The organism is Clostridium beijerinckii, assembly GCF_018223745.1.
Lineage (GTDB): Bacteria > Bacillota > Clostridia > Clostridiales > Clostridiaceae > Clostridium > Clostridium beijerinckii.
Map to the genome: position 1 here is coordinate 3,639,948 of NZ_CP073653.1, position 16,209 is coordinate 3,656,156.

The following is a 16,209-nucleotide window of genomic DNA, read 5'->3' on the forward strand; positions in this document are numbered from 1 at the left end:
TCTAAACGTCCAAATCCACACATTAAATGTAAATTTCTCGGTATTAAGTTTAGATTTTCAATAGTTAAACTCAATTTATTCTTAAAGTACTTTACTTATCCATTCTTCTTTCACTAATCTTTTCGAAGAATTCCAACGACTTACCAATACCTAGTGCAACACAATCTAATGGTGATTCATTTATGTGTACTGGCATATGAGTAACATTGCTAATTAGAATGTCTAGTCCATCTAATAATGCTCCACCACCAGCAAGCATTATTCCGTTTTCCATTATATCTGATAATAATTCAGGCGGGGTCTTCTCCACTGTTCTTTTGATAGTACTTATAATAGCTGCCACTGGTTCTGCCAAAGCCTCTATAATTTGTGTCTCTGTTACAGAAATAGTTTTAGGAAGACCTGATATCAAATCTCTCCCCTTTATCTCCATACTCTTTTCTCGATCAGCAGTTTTGAACGCTGAACCTAAGGTCATCTTAATAGCCTCAGCAGTCCTTTCTCCAATAAATAGATCGCATTCTTTTTTGATATAGCTAATAATTGCTTGGTCCATTTCATCACCTGCTATTCTTAAAGAATTACTTGTAACTATTCCATCTATAGATATTACCGCAACCTCAGTAGTGCCACCGCCTATATCAACTATCATACTTCCTTTTGGCTCATCTACTGGAAGTCCCGCTCCAATTGCAGCAGCCATAGCTTCTTCCATCAAAACAACTTCTCTTGCTCCAGCCTGCTTAGTAGCATCGTCTATTGCCATTTTTTCTACTTCTGTAACTCCAGATGGGTAACATGCAATTATCCTTGGAGATACAAAGGCACTTTTATTTATTATTTTTTGAATAAACATTTCTATCATGGTTTGAGTTACATCAAAATCTGAAATCACACCATCTTTTAAAGGTCTAATAACAACTATATTTCCAGGAGTTCTACCTATCATTTTTTTTGCTTCTTCCCCAACTGCTATAACCTTCTTTGTACCACTGTTAATTGCTACAACTGAAGGCTCTCTTAAAACTATACCTTTTCCTTTTAAATAAACTAAAGTATTTGCCGTTCCTAAATCTATTCCTATATCTTTCGATATTCTAAATAAACCCATATATGATCTCCTTCCAAATTTACAAGATGTCTTTTTCTTTTAAACTTATATCTAATGTTTTTTTCCAATAATACTATAGTATAGCATATCTATAGCTAATAACTTATTGCATTACTTAAGTCTGTGAGTGACTCTAATATCACAATAGCTTTGAAATGAATCTATAAAAATTAAACCTTGCAAGATTTAATTGTAAATACGAGAATATTACTTGTTCAATAATCTACTATGCTTATAATAATTCTCATTTAAATTTATTTCTTATATGGATATAAGCTAATTTCAGCGTTTCTATTTTATAATTTTTCAACAAATTTCTTTTATATTTTTTTCATATTTTTTTAGTTTTTTTCATACTTTTTATTATTTATATTATATAATTATTATATTTAGCTTCCCTTTGTATCTATTGTTAATTAAAGGTATTCAATCTTAATTTAAAATTTTTCTCACTTAACATGCCAATAATCTTTAATCTATTATGAAAAATAACTTTATTTAGGTTTGTTAATAATGCTAAGGAGTTAATTATGACTAATAAATTAGAAAATATTCTAGAAAAAGAAGATATACAATTTGTATGTGACATAATGTCTAAAACCTTCATGTTACCTATTCATTTCTTAGACAAAAATGGAGATGTTTTATTTGAATCCGCGGAAAGATTTGTACATAATCCTGTATTTCCATGTAAGACCGATGTATTCAATAGTTTAATTGAGAATAATGAGATTTATAATTTTCCTATTTTAAAAATTAATAGCTTCTATGAAACTTTTTTTTATATCTCAATAAAAGACTATAAAAGCTTTATAGGTACCTTCATAGTAGGTCCATCTTTATCATCTAATCTTACATTAGAAACTATTGACGAATTAATTTCTGATTTTAACCTTCCAATTACATATAAAAAGAAATTTTTCAATTACTATAATCAACTTCCCGTGATAAACACTAGTACATTATTAAACTTCAGCTTGGTGTTATATTACTCCATATATAAAACCAAGCTTGATATAGATACCATAAAAGAAAAGAATTCTGCATTAGAACATAACGTCCCTCAAATGCACAATCTTTTGAACTTAACTTTATCTGAAACTCGTAAGAATAATACTTTCCATATTCCTTATAAGTATGAACAATTATTGTTTCTTCTTATTAAGGAAGGTGACCAAAATAAGCTATTAGATTTCCTGTACAGTCCTCCAAGTGGAGAAAAAGGAACTTTATCAAAACGAAGCCCTTTACGCCATTTTAAAAACGAATTTATATACGCTTGTACAATAGCCTATCGTGCTGCTATTGATGGTGGCGTTAATTCTGAAGTTGCTTATGCTCTTAGTGTTCAATATACACAACATATGGAAGAGTTAAAAAACGTTCAAGATGTTCAAGATCTAAGATTGAAAATGTTTTTAGACTTTACAAATATGTCTTATATTGCTAAAAATAAACCACGATATTCAAAATATATCACTAAATGTCAAAATTTTATTTTCAGCCATATATATGAAGATATTACACTTTCACAATTGTCAAAAGCCGTTAATTTGAATCCTAATTATCTATCAGGATTGTTTAAGAAAGAAGTAGGAATGACAATAAGTAACTATATTCAAAAAGAACGGATTGAAGAAGCAAAGAAATTATTGATTTTAACTGATAATTCCTTATCTGAAATATGTACACTTCTGAATTTTGGAGCTCAAAGCTACTTTTCAACTATTTTTAAAAGGTTCACAGGCGTTACTCCAAAAGAATATAGACATTTGAATAAAATAACTTAAGTGCTAATTAAACTGCAACTCATAAAAAATGCTATTGTAGGTCTAATACAAACCATGCAACAGCATTTTTTATACTATTAGTTCAAAGTGATTAACAGTACATAAAGCAAATTTCTTGCAATAATAAAAATTAGAAATTAGAAGTTCCATTTCAACTCCACTCTCAACAATACCAGATTACTAATTTTTAATATTCACTTAATTTCAATCAATATTTTATTACTCCCCAATTTTTCTTCTTATAAACTCTATTCCTTTTTGAAATACCATTGTCTTAATGTTTATCTTTGTTTCACCACTAGGTACTGTGTATTTTTGCTCTAATACTCTAAAATATCCTAAGTCTACAAACTGTTGATACGGAATATTGTTTTTATCCAAAACTTTCTTTTCTCTTAAGAGTGAGAATAAATTGTTTCTTCCCATTCCTCTTATAGCAAGGACCTTTGCAACATGTCCCACTTCAATGCTATCTTTAGATCCTGCAACATCATCATAAAATTGTCCTTTAGGCTCTAATATCTTCACCTTATTTTCGGCTTCCAGCCTTGCTTTTCTCTCTTCTTTTAACTTAGTCGCTGCAGCAATAAGTAAATCAGGATTATCTAATAATTCATCTGTAGCGTACATTCCTGTTTTTCGTATGCTAGGCAATACCTCATCAAAAATCCATGCTTCAAATTTCTCTGCTCCAGGCAATTCTGATTTGGCTGCTAACCTGTAAATATCCCCTTCAGGAATGACACTCATTTCTATATTTTGAATAACATCTGTTCCATCTCTCCTCTTTCCAGTAACTACCCCTATGTCGTGTTTCACGACACCCTTGCAATGCCTTAAAATTGCATCTCTTGGGTTTTTATATCCCAAAGCTTTTGCTATATCAATCCCAACTGCATAATCCTTATTATTAATTTTTAACCATCTTATTTCTCCAAATCTTTCATCTTTAAAAATTCGTAAACTCTCCATTTTTGTTTATCCCCCTTTTTATAGATTTAATCTTGACCTAACGCCTTTTTGCACTCACTACAGACAAGTGCATCTCTAAATTTTGAAATACCTTTATCATTTCCACAAAAGATGCAGCCTTTACTGTATTTCCTAACAACTACCTCATTATCAACCTTAATTATTTCCATAGAATCTCCATCATTAATTCCTAGTACATTTCTTATTTCTTTTGGTATTACAATCCTTCCAAGTGGATCTAGCTTTCTCACTATTCCTGATGCTTTCATTTTTACATTCTCCTCTACAAAATTATTTTCTTTTATATGATTAAATCATTTCTTGTATATCTCAAATTTTATATATTTATTAAGCCATCATAACCACAATATATTGTGATGATTTCTTGCCTTGAATTACTCTTGTCTGTTCTTCTAATATTCCTATTTTCTTTTCTAAAATCAGATTTTCAGGCACATGAGGGAAAATAATAAATCCAAAATGCCATGATTATTTTTCATCAGGCAAGGAAGTAGATTGGTCTCATAGCGGGCCTATTAGGGCAATCTACTGATGTAGCATGATGGGAAATAGGCTTGGTAGATGGACTGATTATTTTTTTGAATGTGCCTTATAACCGAGCTTAATGTTCTCTCCGGTAAGCTTTATATTTTCATTGATAATTTCCTCAATAGCTTTTTTATCCATATCCTAAACACTCCTTAAATCTTCTTAACTTCTACTCAAAATTTTGAACTATTTAATCTCATAATTGTTATTTAAGAACTCAACTTATTAGATGAACATATTTACAAAGTTGAAAAAACTTTAAGTTCATCTCTTCACTAGAAATCATAAATATATTTGTAACCACAAGGGTCATAATATGTAGAAAACATTTGAAAATGAGCTGTTAAAGGTTCTTAGCTGTAGGTTGTTCTATTTTAGCTTGTCAAACTGAAAGTTGGAGCATGCTAAAGTGGATACAACCTGCTGCTTAGAACCTTCAGCGATATTTTCATAGCTTTTCGGAATCAAAATATTTATGATTTCGGTAAGTTTCCACTTAAATTTAGTTTTAAAGTGGGATATCTATATCTTGTGCTGAACTTATTTTAATCTATAGTTATTGTGTATGTCTTTCTCAATTTCCACCACATAGTCCTTACTCATCTCATAAATTCTTGAGCCAACAGCTTCATCAAAATTCAGTAATCTTTCAATACTAAATTCACTGCTAACTATGATTGGCAGAAAGTTTAAATATCTATAATTAATAATTTCAAAGACTATGTTTATATCACTTTCATTGATTTTACCCTTAAAGAGATCATCAATAAGTAAAACCTCACACAGCTTATACTTTGAGATGGCCTTAACGTAATATTCTTGGTCAAGGATGTTTTGTTTAATCTTAGTAATTCCATCTCTATAAGGCATGTACACAACTTTAATCTTCTGCTTTAACAAATTTAATCCAATGGCAACACTGAGATGAGTTTTGCCACTTCCTACCTGACCACAAAGTAGAATGCTATTTCTTCTGCTATTTCTAACTTCATCAAAATCAGTGCAATAAGCTGCTGATGTATCCTTTGCTCTTTGAGAAGCTCTATTCCACACCTTAAAATTAGCAAAAGTATGCTTTGTCATTTCAACATTAATTCCTGAATGCTTCCATTCATTTTTTACCTTCTCAATTTCTCTACACTCACAGCTAACTGCAAGGGGCTGCCTATTTTCTTGTGGAATAAGTACCCACCCAGTATCACAGCATTTCTCACACTTATATGAGGCTTTTTTCAGCTCTTTTTCGCTGCTCATCTGTAAGGCTTCGTGGTTCCTTTGGTTTGAATCCTGCAAATTTGTTTTTATCCGGGTTACTATTCTTTCCATAGCTCCTATTGACATTTTTCTTTACCTCCTTATCATCTGGATATCCTTCTCTTCTCCAATTTTTCAGTATGCCTTCAATGTAAGTCATATTAGGTTTATTAGCTTTTAATGCTATATCTATAGCCATCTTTACATATTCTTGACCATGCACCCCTATAGCTAACTTAAGTGCACCTAAATTAAGAACATTAGGTATTCCAACTATTAGGTCACAGTACTTAGCAAGTTCAATAGATTTAGAATTTATATCATCTTCTTTCTTTATCTCTCTATCTTTATTATTCTCATTCTTAATCTTGTTCTTATTCTCTCTCTTATTCTGCACCGTTACAGTAACGTTACTTTTATCATCTGTAACGTTACAAGATTTTTTTGCACTATCACAAATATCATTTGTAACTTCAATGTTATATTCTTTACTTTCAGCACATCCATATTCTTTACTTTCAGCCCAGCTATGTTCTTCAATTTCAACACTAGTTTCTTCACTTCCATTAACTACAGCTTCAAGTTGTTTTTTCTTTTCTCTATGATTTTGAACTCTTTTTCTATTTTGATCTCTAACTCTGTCCATTCCCTCAACATTTTGGTGTCTTTCCCAATTCACTATTCTGATTACGTTATTATCAGCTATCTCAATCATTTGAAATTCTGATAATACTTTAAGTGCAAGTCTTATAGAAGCTAGAGGCCTTGAGAATATTGTAGATAACATTTCATCACTATATGGGATATTCTCATTTAGATATATAAGTCCATTAGCATTAGTTTTGCCAGCTTGTATAAGTAATCTTATCCATAAATAATGAATAGTATCTCTCTCTGGCATTGCATCCACTAATTTCATCTTTTCATCATCATGCATGTTAGTAGATAACTTAATCCATTTAATATCTGACATGTTTCTCACGCTCCTTTAAAAGAAATGTTTTAAACCTTTCCAATTTTTCCATGAGGACATCAATCTTCATGGAAGTACATACATCCGTCTAATGCCTAGACATTCTAATACTCCAATCACTTCCTATAGCAGTTAAAAACGTACACTCTTAGACATTTTACCTTGTGGTTACATTGTGCCCTTGGGGTATAAGTTCAAGTAAATTCATCTTAAATACAAAATTTAACATGAAATTTTTTACTTTATATATACTCTAAGTATTTTTAATTCCAAACTGTAAACCTCTCAATCATTTAATTTCCATTAATAAATTTATCTGTATTAATATCTTCTAAATACGCCCTTTGCATTTCAGCACTTAACCTACCCCATTTTGAAAGCATATTTCTCATTACTGTTCTTTTAGCCATAGCCTTATAATCATTATTCCATCTTGGATCTCCATTAAAGGAATTATTCCTAAACGAATCCATATTCTCTTTGCTCCAATAAACATATTTTCTAAAGCCATTTACCATCTCAAAATATCCTGCATACCCTATAACTGCATCTGACTTTTTAGCTGAAACATCTATACTAAATTCTTCAGTTAATGGATTCCATGATTTTAGCTGCCCTTCATAAACTTCAATTACATTTATGGCTTTATACTCCCCTGTTCTAAGTAATAATTGAATATATCCCTTATATCCAAGCTGAAAATTTGCTTTCTTCTTATAAGGAATAATCCAGACATACTCCAAATTTTTATCGATAGATAAATCTAAGGAAGCTGCAATCATACATGCATCAATTATTGATCTAGGTTCACATTCAATAAACAGAGAATCCAAGTCTGCGCTTTTGTGTGAATCGCTTGCTCCTAAGGCGTTAGGTGTAGGAGTTTCCTTAACTAAATTTATTATTGAATTTATATACTCAAAAGCTTTATCTTTTAAAACTTCTGTAAACTTTGACTTTATCTCATCACTATTTATTAAATTTTTGAATATAGTTTCTTGAACATTTACTGTGCTTTGCTCTTTTTCAATCAATTGATTTTTTAAACTGCTATTAGTTGCCATAAACACAACACCCTCTCTTTATTTAGATGAATAATTAATTTAATATGTTTTATCATTAACTAACTTGAAATCTCCTTAATTTCAAATCTTCTGCTCATAGACTGTTTGCAAACTTCTTTATAAATCTCAGGATATTTTTCTTTTAAAACTTTACTATCTATTCTGTTTGAAGTTACTCCCTTCCAAATTACTTGGAACTTTTCCACAATTCCTTTTTCAGCATTTCCAAGCTGATTTTTTAGATTGTTTTCTATAACTTTAAGAGATTCATCTAGAATCTTCATTTGATTTTTTATATTTAAATATTCATTTATCTTGTCCTTATACTCTTCCTTCAAGTTAACTTCTAACATCTTATCTATACATTTAAAAGTCTTGCTTAAATATTTACTAGCAGCTTCACTTCCATCAAGCTTTGGTGGAATTCTTTTTTGAACATGATTAATCCAAAAATCTTTTTCAGCTTCAACTATCATAGAAATTAATTCCTCATCACGCTTAATCTCTTTATACACAAACCTTTGTCCACCTATCAATGCCGCTATATAACAAGTATCAGCACCCAAGACCTCCATATAATGCTGACATTGAAGTATGTGACTAGGTGGAATTTCTTCACCAGCCCATTCCTTTGCTCTAAAGGCATTCACCGTTGTGCATTCCAGGAGTGAGTTTTCACCAACAATTCTTCTATCAATATTACCCATCATGAATTCATGAGTCTTATGAACTAACTGCCTTTTATCCTTCCTTACCTTCTTGCCACTCCTTATCGAAAATTCTCTTGCTACAACTTCCTCTAAGGTATTTCCAAAGTAAGATGATTCATTAGACTCCTTCACTTCTCTAATTTCTTCTGTCTTGTCCACATAAACTTCAAAAGGACTTTTCCATTTGTTAACTCCCATAATAGCTCCAACATCAGAACCTCCAATTCCCTTTTGCCTTTCCTTAAGCCATTGTAATTTATCCATTCCCTTCACCTCTCAATGAAACACTCTAAATTAAAATTAATTTCCACTAAAATCATCAAATCTAATGATTTTATTTTTATCTACATGTTTAAAAATTTGAAAACTGTACATAACTATAATCAGTTAACTGTTCGTTCCACGCAACACTTAATTTAAAAAATTAAACACCTTTTAAAAAGTGCGTAGCACAACCAAGAACAATTCACCTTTTGAAGAAGCAGCTATGCTGCAAATAAGATCATTTTCACCTTTTGAAAAAGTGCAAAGTACAATCAGAAACTTTTTACCTTATAAAAAAAGCAGCTATACTGTAACTAAGATCGATTCACCTATGAAAAGGTACTTAGCACAATAACAACTTTTCATGTTACAAAAGGTGCTCCTATATAAAACGAGCATGAAACACAAGTATAAACTTTTAATCAAAACTAATGTCATTTTATCTTTAATAATTAATAGTTATAAGCTGTTAACTTAAAAATATATACTTTCTGTAATTAATTTTTTTATCATCGCAATATTTAATTATATTTGTAATAACCTTTATTCCTGCTTTACCATTTCCATTTGCTATTCGCCATATGGTACTTGGTGCTAAATCAAGATTCCGAGCACATTTATTGAAGTTACCATCAAACTGCTCATCAACAAATTTTTTAACTGATTCTTTTGTTGTATTCATATATTCCCCTCCCATTCTCCTTATGCAATATTCCTTACACGCAATATTATATTCCTACCGTTTCTTAAACGCAACACTTTTTTTACTATTTTTTTACTTATCATTGCATTTACGCAATAAATTATTTAAAATTAATATAATATATGTACGCACATCCGTTCGTTAGATGTTAATAATAAATTTGGACTCTCACTTATCACTTAAAGGAGTTGATTATATGTTTAATGCCGAATTACTTAGTAGTTTAATAAAAGAAGCACAAGGTGATATTTCTTTAAACAACTTTGCTAGTCAATGTAAAATAAGCTCTAGCACATTGTCAAGAATTATAAACAATAAAAATTCTTGTCCACCAGCGCCTAGCACATTACAAAAAATTGCTTCTGTTGCACACAATGGTGTCACTTATGCTGACCTTATGGCCGCTGCTGGTTATATAAATGATGGCGAAACACCTGTAGAAATTCCAGATGCAACTAATACTGTTTTATCTAAAAAAGATGAAAGAGACATTGCAAAAAGAATTGAAGCATTAAAAGAAGATTTACTAAATGGTGAAGGGCTCATGCTTTCAGGAAATCCTATGTCACCTGAAGCTATTGAAAGTTTAATAGAAGCCTTATCTTCTGGAATACGTCAAGCAAAGATTGCAAATAAAAAATATACACCTTTAAAAAAACGCAGCTATGCTGCAAATAAATTCATTTCACCTAATAAATATAAAAAATAGATAAGAATGAGAACTTTTCATCTAAGATATTGGCTAAATTATAGATATTCTTATGCATATATAACTTTAGAATTATTACAAAGCAGGTACAGAATGCGTTTTAAGCCTTCTGTATTTGTACTACTTTACTATGGTAACTATTACGGGGGTGGCTTTTTTGCATTTTATCGAGGGATTATTTTCAAAATTAGTTAAAAAATATAACACTACAGATGTTTATGAATTATGTAAATTAGAAAAAATAACATATAGAGAACTAGATCTTCATCCTGAAATAAACGGGATTTATCAATATGTAATGAGAAATAGAATTATAACAATAAACCAAAATCTTAGTCCTGAGTGTAAGAGAATAACATGTGAGCACGAGTTAGGACATGCTATCCTTCATAAAAAATATAACTGCACTTATCTAAAAACAAAGACCTTCTTCAATGTTAATAAATTTGAAAAAGAAGCTGATATATTTTCATCTTTATTTGAAATCCCATTTATATCTAAAGATATATTAATAGGAAAAACATTAGATGAAGTTGCTTGTGAATTAAACGTTTCAAGATATTTATTAGATCTTAGAATAGGCATCTGTAATTTTGATTAGTAATTTAAATGCATATAATTTCCTTTATTATGCTCATATTATATTAAGGTAGGTGTTTATTTCATGATAGGAAAAATTCGTGAATCTTCTTCTGGACTCAGTATTTTTGATTTATTTGATGATGAGTTATATATAAAGTGAAACTTGATTCAGATGGAGTTCTACCTCCATCTTGAATCTTAGTTGAACTTATCTAGGGTCGTGCCACTGTTATCGCTCACCTAAAAGTAGATGAGAGTGTTACAGTGGCTAGACATCAGATAAATAAAATCATACAACTTCTTAAGGGAAAGTATGAAATTAAATTATCAGATTTCTGTGGAAATCCTATCTTTGAAGAATCTCAAGATATTATTATAAACAATATAAAAATTAATATCTCTTGGGATCACATGGCTGGCTGCTCAATCATGGCTTTAGATCTAGGTGGAAATAAACTTATTGAAGAAATAGCAGATTATTTAAATACTCATTATTAATAATATTATTTGCAAGGAGATTAACATGGAAAATACAGAAGAATATTGCAATCGAATTATTCAAGAAATGATTAAATCCTATGAAGATACTGGAAACAAAGATGGCGTTAGTAAACTGTGTAGGGAAGCATATTCTTTATACAGAAATAATGAATTGCCTAGTGAATATTATGGCAAAATATATTATACAGCCATGGAAATAGGTCACTATAAATAATAATTTAAGCTTTTCCCTAACCAGAATAACTTCAAGACATCTACGATAAAAATGAGGTGACAAAATAAAAGTAGCTATTTAAGCATTCCACGGGAAGCAGATGTGAAAATCCAAATGGAAAGGTAGATCAAATATTTAATATAGTTACAATTAACTTCTCAGCATATTGCATGCATAAATTTATTTTATATAAAAAGAAAATATATAAATGTTTCGTGGAATTTTCTTAATCCTCAAAAACATTTATATATTTTCAATTAAGTTTCTAAATTTAATTTGAATGCAATGATTCTAATATACCCTTGCTAAGTCCTTCTGCCAGTTTTTCTTGGTAACTGTCTTCATTCAAAAGCTGATCCTCTTTTTCATTAGACATAAATCCCATTTCAACTAGTACCACAGGAACTTTTGACCAATTAAATCCAGTTAAATCTGATCTCTCAACTACACCTCTATCAGGCATTCCTACGGTAGAAACTAAATCTTGCAGTATTGTTTTACCATATACTTTACTTATTGCACTAATATCTTTTGCATATCCTATTGGAGCTGGAATTAACATAGATGTTCCTCTAGCACTTTGAGAATCCGCAGAATCACAGTGTATTCTTATAGCTAAATCAGCATTGTTATCATTTCCAACCTCTGCCCTTTCAATATTACCTGGACTTTCAGAATCTTGTGTTTTTGTCATTATAACTGTTACATTGTGTTGTTCTAACAAAGTTTTTAATTTTTTAGATACACTCATAGCAACAACATATTCCGGCGTTTTTGTAGAAATTCCTTCCGCTCCACCTGGATCTTTTATTTTCATTACATCAGAATCTGGAGACTGTTTCTCCATTCCCTTATTTCCATTAGAAGAATGTCCTGGATCAATGACTACTATTTTTTTATTTACAACTGTTTGATCTTCCACATTATTTGAGGAATCATTATCTTCTTTTGGTGCCTCACTATTATCCACTGTTTTATTTTCAGTTTCTATAGTATCACTTTTTTCAACTTCTTGGGTATTATTAACTTCTTTTTTCTCTATACTTGAATTACATCCAGACAAAGTTATAAATATTAAAATTGATAAAACTCCTGATAAAATTTTATTCATCTATTTCTTTTGCTCCCATGCTTGTAATACTTTATAATTAGCTATTTCATATTCATTTAAAGTAGAATCACTTCCATCGTAATTGGGATTTGGAACATACCAGCTTTTTGATGAAAAATATTTTTTATATTCATCATTAGTAAATACATATCCATGACGTGCAAATATTTCATTTCTTGCAAGCCCAAGCTGATCCTTCGTTAAATTCTTCAGATCATCTTCCATTAAATATGTCTTATCGCTATCTTTTAAAATATAGTCATTTGAAGATTTTGTACTCTGGGTAGCTTTTTCTCCCCCACCTGCATTTACTTCTGTCGGAGTTCTTCCATCTTCATATACTTTGTACCATTTCGTATTATCCTTGTTATTTGATGTCACCAAGCTTGTACTATTTGATACAATTTCATATATTCCGTCATTATCTACATCATCAGGCTTTGTATCTTTGTTCCCCAATACAGTTCCCTTTAATTGCAGTTTTTCATTATCAACTCCAAAAACACTTGTACCTGAATTGCTTGAATTATTTGAATAGCCGATAAATACTCCTTTTTTATTATCAGCATAATTATATGCTCCCTGCATTGTTTGATTCCATGCATGATCCATTGTAAAGCTGTCAACTAATTTATATTGCCCATTTTTTATTTTATATAAATTTAATTTATATCCTGAATTATATGAGTATTTTCCATTTCCTTTTAATTCTATTATTTCATCAAAAGGATCATCATCAAAGTTATCAAAACATATTTGCCTATCTTCCATAAGTAAGGCTTTTGTATTTGCAAGAGGAGTATTAGTTATTTTTGAAATTACATTTAACATAATATCTTCATAATTTTTATTATCTTTAAAGTTTCCCCCAAGTTTATCTATTTCACTAAACTCGGCTACTGCATCTTGGTATTTTCCATCTTTGTAAAGCTTGTCTATTTTTTTATCCTTTATACCTATTGCAATACTTTGATAGTCTCCTTGTGATATCATGCTTGATACTTGATTTAAATCTTCTTCTGCTAATTCAACATCATTCTTAGCAATTTCTACAATACTAGCTTTTAATAAGTCTTTAGTAGTATTAGATTTTAATACCTTTGCAGCCTTAACAGCATATTGAAATTTTTCATTAGCACTTATTGATGTATCATTAGCTTTAATTATGTAGTATTCCCCTTCTATTCTATTGAAGAATACAGCTATGCAAATTGCTACTATTAATATAACCGCTGCTGCGATTTTAGGTGCCATTCCAGAAAAAAATGGTTTTCTACTTCTCTTATGTCCATTTTTTGATGAATTGTTACCTGTATCATTGTTATGCTCAAATTTTTCGTATTCAGTTGCTCTAGTATTAATATGCATAGTTCTTTCTTTCTCAACATTTTCATTTTTCTGCAATGATTCATTAGCAGGTATAATAATAGGTTCAGTTATAGATTCATTTATATTTTCCTTAGAAAAATCTATAGTATTATTTACATTATTATTTATTTTTTTTGATAAATCAATTTTACTTTTATTTATATCTTCATTATCTATATCTAAGTTTTTAATTGGGTTTCCACATTTTTTGCAAAACTTAACGTTTGGTTCAATTGGATTTCCACATTTAGTACAAAATTTCATTTTCTCACCTCTCTATTGTTACGTGTTAATTATTGTTTAAAGTATATTAAGGATTTGTTTTGCTACTAATTTGCACTACATCTTTTATAGAATATACTTTAAAATCTGAAGCAGTTGATCTAACCACATAAGTATCTCTAAAATCAGTATATGATGAGGTTTTATTTTTCCCATATGATATATAATATTTTTCATATACAGTTACTTGATATTCAGAATTGCTTATTTTTTTTATATCTTCTATCTTATGACTTACTAGTTCCTCTTCTATTTGCTGTTCTGAATAATTTTTAATAAGTGAAGTAAACTCACTTATTAAACCTCCACTTAAATCTATTGATCCTTTAATATAGTCAATATTCTTTGAGTTAATCATTCTTATATATGCACTTTCATAATCTTCTATTGAGTTTTTGACCTTTATCTCATTATTATCGTATGTGTTAACTGAATTAGAAGAGTTAGATTTTTTATCCACTGTTTGCTTTTTTTCTGGTGGTGTATAACTATACTCTGCTGTAACTTCATCATTATCTAATGTACAAGCTATTTTAATATTTTTTTCACTGCTAGTAGATTCGTCTGAAGTCTTGTATGATATTGCATATTCATTATCATTTACTCCATCAGATAATTTTAAATCTTTCTGAAACGCATCATTTTCTTTTATTGTAATATTTTTAACATTAATCTTATTTGCATAATTATTAATTTTTATTGAAGCTGTTACTTCAGGGTACTTATCAATATCTACGTTTAATATTTCCATATTTTTAGTTGCATCATCTTTATGAGATGCATTTTGTTTAATATATGCTACCCCTGCTGATACTGAAAATATTAATATCAATATTACGCTAATTAATGTAATTTTTAAGCCAATCTTCCTTTTTTTATTGACTATATTATTAGGTGTATTATTTGAATTAATGAGCTCTCCACACTTTGGACAAAATTTTATATTATCGCTTACTTCATTTCCACATTTTTTACAATATTTCATAAACTAACTCCTTGAATTATTTATATACTTAATTCTTAAATGATATTTTTAAAAGAATTAAATATATTAATTGTTGATATCAACGATGATTCTATTTGACTTGTAATAAATAATGCTAATATAGCAGAACATGAAATGAATAATATTATCATTATTATAAATACCTTATCATTTTTTTCTTCGCTAATTTGTTTTATTCCGCTATACAAAGTAATAAATGATAATATATACCCTGATCCAATTATAAGTAATCCAAAAATAATGCTAACTAACGTAACTATACTTGCTAATGCCATTGAAATTACTAATGGTATATATGATGAAGTTGATATAAATAGTATATCTGTTGGTTTTATCTTACTCTTCAATACTATTGCATTTAATATTGCTAATATTATAGCTGTCAAAATAATTATTACAAATACTTGAATAAAGCCATTTATAAATATATCCTTATTGTCAATAAATGCATTAATTTTATTTTTGGCATCCAATATTTCATTAGACATCATAAGTTGTTGTGATGCTTTCAAAGCTTCTTGCTCTGATATTATTTTTGCACTTGCTAAAATCGTAGGTAACTTTTTTACCATACTGAATATTGAATTAATAATAGCTGAAACATATAAAATATTTAATAATCCCTGAATAATAGGTAGTCCTAAAAGTAAAGCAATTGATGATTTTAATAACTCTTCATCTTTTAACTCACTAAAAAAAGATACTGGTTTAATAAAGTAATTTTTAAATACTTTTATTATTCCACTATCAATTGGTTTTACTGTTGTGAATGTTTCTTTTCGCATATCATTTTCAAATTGTTGGCATCCACAAGATCCACAAAACCTATCTCCATCTAAAATTTCACTTCCACAATTTTTACAAAACATTATTACCCCTCCGTTTGCATATCTGCTAATACATAATTAGTTATGCACTAAAAACAAACTATGCCATTTACTATATTTATAATATCGATACTAAGTAATTATAGCACCCCACATAATGGAACTGCAAACATTAATTGCATGCTTTTATTCATCATATCCAATTTTCTATACTTTTTT

General features: G+C 29.5%; 17 protein-coding genes. 5 read left to right on the forward strand and 12 right to left on the reverse strand.

Annotation, left to right across the window (positions count from 1 at the left end; all coding sequences use genetic code 11):
• Positions 1-91: 91 nt before the first annotated feature.
• A complete protein-coding gene (locus KEC93_RS16320; protein WP_077868755.1) occupies positions 92-1,111 on the reverse strand; it encodes a rod shape-determining protein in 1,020 nt (339 codons plus the stop codon).
• Positions 1,112-1,641: 530 nt separating this feature from the next.
• On the opposite strand from KEC93_RS16320, the gene KEC93_RS16325 reads away from it, so the two are divergent.
• A complete protein-coding gene (locus KEC93_RS16325) occupies positions 1,642-2,901 on the forward strand; it encodes a helix-turn-helix domain-containing protein (RefSeq protein ID WP_077868756.1) in 1,260 nt (419 codons plus the stop codon).
• Between the two features lie 219 nt (positions 2,902-3,120).
• On the opposite strand, the gene KEC93_RS16330 is transcribed toward KEC93_RS16325, so the two are convergent.
• From KEC93_RS16330 to KEC93_RS16365, 7 genes are all read right to left on the reverse strand, one after another.
• Positions 3,121-3,873 (reverse strand): phage antirepressor KilAC domain-containing protein, encoded by a 753-nt coding sequence (locus tag KEC93_RS16330; protein ID WP_077868757.1) that lies wholly within the window; start codon positions 3,871-3,873, stop codon positions 3,121-3,123.
• A 26-nt stretch (positions 3,874-3,899) separates the two neighbouring features.
• Positions 3,900-4,142, reverse strand: coding sequence for an AbrB/MazE/SpoVT family DNA-binding domain-containing protein (locus KEC93_RS16335; RefSeq protein ID WP_077868758.1), 243 nt, complete (start codon positions 4,140-4,142; stop codon positions 3,900-3,902).
• Between the two features lie 820 nt (positions 4,143-4,962).
• Positions 4,963-5,676, reverse strand: coding sequence for an ATP-binding protein (locus tag KEC93_RS16340; RefSeq protein WP_172462668.1), 714 nt, complete (start codon positions 5,674-5,676; stop codon positions 4,963-4,965).
• The gene (locus tag KEC93_RS16350) at positions 5,639-6,649 is read right to left on the reverse strand and encodes a putative phage replisome organizer (protein ID WP_077868760.1); all 1,011 of its coding nucleotides are present in this window, start codon (positions 6,647-6,649) and stop codon (positions 5,639-5,641) included. The genes KEC93_RS16340 and KEC93_RS16350 overlap by 38 nt, the downstream gene beginning before the upstream one ends.
• Positions 6,650-6,942: 293 nt before the next feature.
• On the reverse strand, positions 6,943-7,713 hold the full coding sequence (locus KEC93_RS16355) for a phage-derived integrase/recombinase RecT (RefSeq protein WP_077868761.1): 771 nt from the start codon (positions 7,711-7,713) through the stop codon (positions 6,943-6,945).
• Between the two features lie 59 nt (positions 7,714-7,772).
• Positions 7,773-8,687 carry a YqaJ viral recombinase family nuclease gene (locus KEC93_RS16360; RefSeq protein WP_077868762.1) on the reverse strand — a complete coding sequence of 305 codons (915 nt, stop codon included), beginning with the start codon at positions 8,685-8,687 and terminating at the stop codon, positions 7,773-7,775.
• Between the two features lie 469 nt (positions 8,688-9,156).
• Positions 9,157-9,369: a hypothetical protein gene (locus tag KEC93_RS16365; protein ID WP_023973792.1), complete on the reverse strand. Its 213-nt coding sequence runs from the start codon at positions 9,367-9,369 to the stop codon at positions 9,157-9,159.
• A 217-nt stretch (positions 9,370-9,586) separates the two neighbouring features.
• Between KEC93_RS16365 and KEC93_RS16370 the strand changes: the two genes are divergently transcribed.
• From KEC93_RS16370 to KEC93_RS16385, 4 genes are all read left to right on the forward strand, one after another.
• Positions 9,587-10,099 carry a helix-turn-helix domain-containing protein gene (locus KEC93_RS16370; RefSeq protein ID WP_051144914.1) on the forward strand — a complete coding sequence of 171 codons (513 nt, stop codon included), beginning with the start codon at positions 9,587-9,589 and terminating at the stop codon, positions 10,097-10,099.
• A gap of 157 nt (positions 10,100-10,256) precedes the next feature.
• Complete coding sequence (locus tag KEC93_RS16375) at positions 10,257-10,700, forward strand: ImmA/IrrE family metallo-endopeptidase (protein ID WP_172462695.1); 444 nt, start codon at positions 10,257-10,259, stop codon at positions 10,698-10,700.
• Between the two features lie 245 nt (positions 10,701-10,945).
• Positions 10,946-11,179, forward strand: a complete 234-nt coding sequence (locus KEC93_RS16380) for a hypothetical protein (RefSeq protein WP_077868764.1) — start codon at positions 10,946-10,948, stop codon at positions 11,177-11,179.
• A gap of 25 nt (positions 11,180-11,204) precedes the next feature.
• Positions 11,205-11,396 carry a hypothetical protein gene (locus KEC93_RS16385; protein ID WP_077868765.1) on the forward strand — a complete coding sequence of 64 codons (192 nt, stop codon included), beginning with the start codon at positions 11,205-11,207 and terminating at the stop codon, positions 11,394-11,396.
• A gap of 271 nt (positions 11,397-11,667) precedes the next feature.
• Here KEC93_RS16385 and KEC93_RS16390 read toward each other — a convergent pair whose 3' ends face one another.
• The 4 genes from KEC93_RS16390 to KEC93_RS16405 are packed head-to-tail and all read right to left on the reverse strand — an operon-like array spanning position 11,668 to position 16,032.
• On the reverse strand, positions 11,668-12,507 hold the full coding sequence (locus KEC93_RS16390) for an N-acetylmuramoyl-L-alanine amidase family protein (RefSeq protein ID WP_077868766.1): 840 nt from the start codon (positions 12,505-12,507) through the stop codon (positions 11,668-11,670).
• Positions 12,508-14,139, reverse strand: coding sequence for a YARHG domain-containing protein (locus KEC93_RS16395; RefSeq protein ID WP_077868767.1), 1,632 nt, complete (start codon positions 14,137-14,139; stop codon positions 12,508-12,510).
• A 46-nt stretch (positions 14,140-14,185) separates the two neighbouring features.
• A complete protein-coding gene (locus tag KEC93_RS16400) occupies positions 14,186-15,142 on the reverse strand; it encodes a zinc ribbon domain-containing protein (protein ID WP_077868768.1) in 957 nt (318 codons plus the stop codon).
• A 35-nt stretch (positions 15,143-15,177) separates the two neighbouring features.
• Positions 15,178-16,032 (reverse strand): zinc ribbon domain-containing protein, encoded by an 855-nt coding sequence (locus KEC93_RS16405; RefSeq protein ID WP_039773548.1) that lies wholly within the window; start codon positions 16,030-16,032, stop codon positions 15,178-15,180.
• Between the last annotated feature and the right edge of the window lie 177 nt (positions 16,033-16,209).